Below are 5,385 nucleotides of genomic sequence, written 5' to 3'. Positions count from 1 at the left end.
GCGGGTGTGTTGTTTGAGAACTCAATAGTGTGTTTGGTGGTTTTTGTTTGTTGTTGTTTTTTGCCATGCCCTGTTTTCCCGTTTGTGGGTGTGGTGTTTTTTGATGCCAGTTTTTGGTGTCTGTTTGGTCAGATTGTTCTGAACGTTTTTGTTTGGAGAGTTTGATTCTGGCTCAGGACGAACGCTGGCGGCGTGCTTAACACATGCAAGTCGAACGGAAAGGCCCTTTCGGGGGTACTCGAGTGGCGAACGGGTGAGTAACACGTGGGTGATCTGCCCTGCACTTTGGGATAAGCCTGGGAAACTGGGTCTAATACCGAATATTTCCTTTTGGTCGCATGGCTGGGAGGGGAAAGCTTTTGCGGTGTGGGATGGGCCCGCGGCCTATCAGCTTGTTGGTGAGGTTATGGCTTACCAAGGCGACGACGGGTAGCCGGCCTGAGAGGGTGACCGGCCACACTGGGACTGAGATACGGCCCAGACTCCTACGGGAGGCAGCAGTGGGGAATATTGCACAATGGGCGCAAGCCTGATGCAGCGACGCCGCGTGGGGGATGACGGCCTTCGGGTTGTAAACCTCTTTCAATAGGGACGAAGCGTAAGTGACGGTACCTATAGAAGAAGGACCGGCCAACTACGTGCCAGCAGCCGCGGTAATACGTAGGGTCCGAGCGTTGTCCGGAATTACTGGGCGTAAAGAGCTCGTAGGTGGTGTGTCGCGTCGTCCGTGAAAACTCACAGCTTAACTGTGGGCGTGCGGGCGATACGGGCAGACTTGAGTACTGCAGGGGAGACTGGAATTCCTGGTGTAGCGGTGGAATGCGCAGATATCAGGAGGAACACCGGTGGCGAAGGCGGGTCTCTGGGCAGTAACTGACGCTGAGGAGCGAAAGCGTGGGGAGCGAACAGGATTAGATACCCTGGTAGTCCACGCCGTAAACGGTGGGTACTAGGTGTGGGTTTCCTTCCTTGGGATCCGTGCCGTAGCTAACGCATTAAGTACCCCGCCTGGGGAGTACGGCCGCAAGGCTAAAACTCAAAGAAATTGACGGGGGCCCGCACAAGCGGCGGAGCATGTGGATTAATTCGATGCAACGCGAAGAACCTTACCTGGGTTTGACATGCACAGGACGACTGCAGAGATGTGGTTTCCCTTGTGGCCTGTGTGCAGGTGGTGCATGGCTGTCGTCAGCTCGTGTCGTGAGATGTTGGGTTAAGTCCCGCAACGAGCGCAACCCTTGTCTCATGTTGCCAGCGCGTTATGGCGGGGACTCGTGAGAGACTGCCGGGGTCAACTCGGAGGAAGGTGGGGATGACGTCAAGTCATCATGCCCCTTATGTCCAGGGCTTCACACATGCTACAATGGCCGGTACAAAGGGCTGCGATGCCGTGAGGTGGAGCGAATCCTTTCAAAGCCGGTCTCAGTTCGGATCGGGGTCTGCAACTCGACCCCGTGAAGTCGGAGTCGCTAGTAATCGCAGATCAGCAACGCTGCGGTGAATACGTTCCCGGGCCTTGTACACACCGCCCGTCACGTCATGAAAGTCGGTAACACCCGAAGCCGGTGGCCTAACCCCTTGTGGGAGGGAGCCGTCGAAGGTGGGATCGGCGATTGGGACGAAGTCGTAACAAGGTAGCCGTACCGGAAGGTGCGGCTGGATCACCTCCTTTCTAAGGAGCACCACGTAAAAGGCAAGGCACTGGGTCTTGTCTGTAGCCGTGAGGAGCTGGTGCGCTGTAGTGGCGCCCGGTTTGGTGCACAACAAACGTTTCGCCGGTACGGGTTTCGAGTGATCGAGCCGGTGATGAAAAACTTTGCCAGACACACTATTGGGCTTTGAGACAACAAGCCCGTTTGTTCCCTGGCCACTGTGTGTGGTGGGAGAGCGTGTTGTCGCCCTGCTTTGGTGGTGGGGTGTGGTGTTTGATTTGTGGATAGTGGTTGCGAGCATCTCGCAGCGGGATCTTTGGGTCCTGTTGTTGATAATGCAATTTTTTATTCTTCCGAGAATATTTTTTGATCTGTTTTGTGTGTAAGTGTTTAAGGGCGCATGGTGGATGCCTTGGCACTGGGAGCCGATGAAGGACGTGGGAGGCTGCGTTATGCCTCGGGGAGCTGTCAACCGAGCGTGGATCCGAGGATGTCCGAATGGGGAAACCCGGCACGAGTGATGTCGTGTCACCCAACGCTGAATGTATAGGCGTTGGGGGGGAACGCGGGGAAGTGAAACATCTCAGTACCCGTAGGAAGAGAAAACAAAAGTGATTCCGTGAGTAGTGGCGAGCGAAAGCGGAGGATGGCTAAACCGTGTGCATGTGATACCCGGCGGGGGTTGTGTGTGCGGTGTTGTGGGGCGTTTCTTTCTTCTGGCCGCCGTCAGGAGCAGAAGTGATAAACCGTTGGGTTAGGTGAAGTGGCCTGGGATGGTCTGCCGTAGTGGGTGAGAGCCCCGTAACCGAAAACCTCAGCGGCTTCTGGGAAATGTTTTCCCCGAGTAGCAGCGGGCCCGTGGAATCTGCTGTGAATCTGCCGGGACCACCCGGTAAGCCTGAATACTTCTCAGTGACCGATAGCGGATCAGTACCGTGAGGGAATGGTGAAAAGTACCCCGGGAGGGGAGTGAAAGAGTACCTGAAACCGTGTGCCTACAATCCGTCAAAGCCCTCGACTTTGTTGTGGGGTGATGGCGTGCCTTTTGAAGAATGAGCCTGCGAGTCAGGGACATGTCGCGAGGTTAACCCGGGAGGGGTAGCCGCAGCGAAAGCGAGTCTGAATAGGGCGTATCACGTCAACAGTGGCGTGTGTAGTGGTGTGTTCTGGACCCGAAGCGGAGTGATCTACCCATGGCCAGGGTGAAGCGCGGGTAAGACCGCGTGGAGGCCCGAACCCACTTAGGTTGAAGACTGAGGGGATGAGCTGTGGGTAGGGGTGAAAGGCCAATCAAACTCCGTGATAGCTGGTTCTCCCCGAAATGCATTTAGGTGCAGCGTCGCATGGTTCTTGCTGGAGGTAGAGCTACTGGATGGCCGATGGGCCCTACTAGGTTACTGACGTCAGCCAAACTCCGAATGCCGGCAAGGTGTAGTGCGGCAGTGAGACGGCGGGGGATAAGCTCCGTGCGTCGAGAGGGAAACAGCCCAGATCGCCGGCTAAGGCCCCTAAGCGTGTGCTAAGTGGAAAAGGATGTGCAGTCGCGAAGACAACCAGGAGGTTGGCTTAGAAGCAGCCACCCTTGAAAGAGTGCGTAATAGCTCACTGGTCAAGTGATTGTGCGCCGATAATGTAGCGGGGCTCAAGCACACCGCCGAAGCCGCGGCAGCAACACTTTTGGTGTTGTTGGGTAGGGGAGCGTCCTGCATCCGGTGAAGCCACAGAGTGATCTAGTGGTGGAGGGTGTGGGAGTGAGAATGCAGGCATGAGTAGCGATAAGGCAAGTGAGAACCTTGCCCGCCGGAAGACCAAGGGTTCCTGGGCCAGGCCAGTCCGCCCAGGGTGAGTCGGGACCTAAGGCGAGGCCGACAGGCGTAGTCGATGGACAACGGGTTGATATTCCCGTACCCGTGTATGAGCGTCCCTGACGAATCAGCGGTACTAACCGCCCAAAACCATGACCACCCAAGACCTTCGGGTCGCGGGGGTTGTGGGGCTGCGCGGGACCTTCGTTGGTAGTAGTCAAGCGATGGGGTGACGCAGGAAGGTAGCCGTACCAGTCAGTGGTAATACTGGGGCAAACCTGTAGGGCGAGTGATAGGCAAATCCGTCACTCATGTGCCTGAGAGGTGATGCATAGCCGAGTGAGGCGAATTCGGTGATCCTATGCTGTCGAGAAAAGCCTCTAGCGAGCGCATACACGGCCCGTACCCCAAACCAACACAGGTGGTCAGGTAGAGAATACCAAGGCGTACGAGTGAACTATGGTTAAGGAACTCGGCAAAATGCCCCCGTAACTTCGGGAGAAGGGGGACCCCCACACCGTCAACACCTTCGCGGTGGGCAGCGGGAGGGGGTGGCACAAACCAGTGAGAAGCGACTGTTTACTAAAAACACAGGTCCGTGCGAAGTCGCAAGACGAGGTATACGGACTGACGCCTGCCCGGTGCTGGAAGGTTAAGAGGACCCGTTAACCCCTTCGGGGGTGAAGCGGAGAATTTAAGCCCCAGTAAACGGCGGTGGTAACTATAACCATCCTAAGGTAGCGAAATTCCTTGTCGGGTAAGTTCCGACCTGCACGAATGGCGTAACGACTTCTCAGCTGTCTCAACCATAGACTCGGCGAAATTGCATTACGAGTAAAGATGCTCGTTACGCGCGGCAGGACGAAAAGACCCCGGGACCTTCACTACAACTTGGTATTGGTGCTCGATACGGTTTGTGTAGGATAGGTGGGAGACTGTGAAACACAGACGCCAGTTTGTGTGGAGTCGTTGTTGAAATACCACTCTGATCGTATTGGGCCTCTAACCTCGAACCGTCTATCCGGTTCAGGGACAGTGCCTGGCGGGTAGTTTAACTGGGGCGGTTGCCTCCTAAAAAGTAACGGAGGCGCCCAAAGGTTCCCTCAACCTGGACGGCAATCAGGTGTTGAGTGTAAGTGCACAAGGGAGCTTGACTGCGAGACGAACATGTCAAGCAGGGACGAAAGTCGGGACTAGTGATCCGGCACCCCCGAGTGGAAGGGGTGTCGCTCAACGGATAAAAGGTACCCCGGGGATAACAGGCTGATCTTCCCCAAGAGTCCATATCGACGGGATGGTTTGGCACCTCGATGTCGGCTCGTCGCATCCTGGGGCTGGAGCAGGTCCCAAGGGTTGGGCTGTTCGCCCATTAAAGCGGCACGCGAGCTGGGTTTAGAACGTCGTGAGACAGTTCGGTCTCTATCCGCCGCGCGCGTCAGAAGCTTGAGGAAACCTGTCCCTAGTACGAGAGGACCGGGACGGACGAACCTCTGGTACACCAGTTGTCCCACCAGGGGCACCGCTGGATAGCCACGTTCGGACAGGATAACCGCTGAAAGCATCTAAGCGGGAAACCCCCTCCAAGACCAGGCTTCTCACCCATACAAGTGGGATAAGGCCCCCCGCAGACCACGGGATCGATAGACCAGACCTACACGCCCAGCAATGGGTTCAGGGAACTGGCACTAACCGGCCGAAAACTTACACACAACGCTCGCAACCACACCACGCGTACCAACCACGCAAACACACCCCACCACCAAAACACCCTTCCCAACCAACATGGGACACCCTAAAAAGTGAATAAAGTTACGGCGGTCAATAGCGGCAGGGAAACGCCCGGACCCATCCCGAACCCGGAAGCTAAGCCTGCCAGCGCCAATGATACTGCCCAACCCGGGCGGAAAAGTAGGACACCGCCGAACACA

Annotated in this window: 3 rRNA genes; all 3 read left to right on the top strand. The window is 56.4% G+C overall.

Features of this window, described 5'->3' with window-relative positions:
• The first annotated feature begins 149 nt into the window (after positions 1 to 149).
• The 3 genes from AU072_RS23130 (at position 150) to rrf (ending at position 5,382) form a co-directional block, all read left to right on the top strand.
• A 16S ribosomal RNA gene (locus AU072_RS23130) occupies positions 150 to 1,672 on the top strand.
• A gap of 360 nt (positions 1,673 to 2,032) precedes the next feature.
• Positions 2,033 to 5,166 (top strand): 23S ribosomal RNA (locus tag AU072_RS23125).
• A gap of 101 nt (positions 5,167 to 5,267) precedes the next feature.
• Positions 5,268 to 5,382: ribosomal RNA gene (rrf, locus tag AU072_RS23120) — 5S ribosomal RNA — on the top strand.
• Together the 16S, 23S and 5S rRNA genes form the textbook arrangement of a ribosomal RNA operon.
• Positions 5,383 to 5,385 lie beyond the last annotated feature (3 nt).

The sequence above is a fragment of the Mycolicibacterium novocastrense genome, from assembly GCF_001499835.1.
Taxonomy (GTDB): Bacteria; Actinomycetota; Actinomycetes; order Mycobacteriales; family Mycobacteriaceae; genus Mycobacterium; species Mycobacterium novocastrense.
This window is presented reverse-complemented; position numbering and strand designations above follow the sequence as displayed.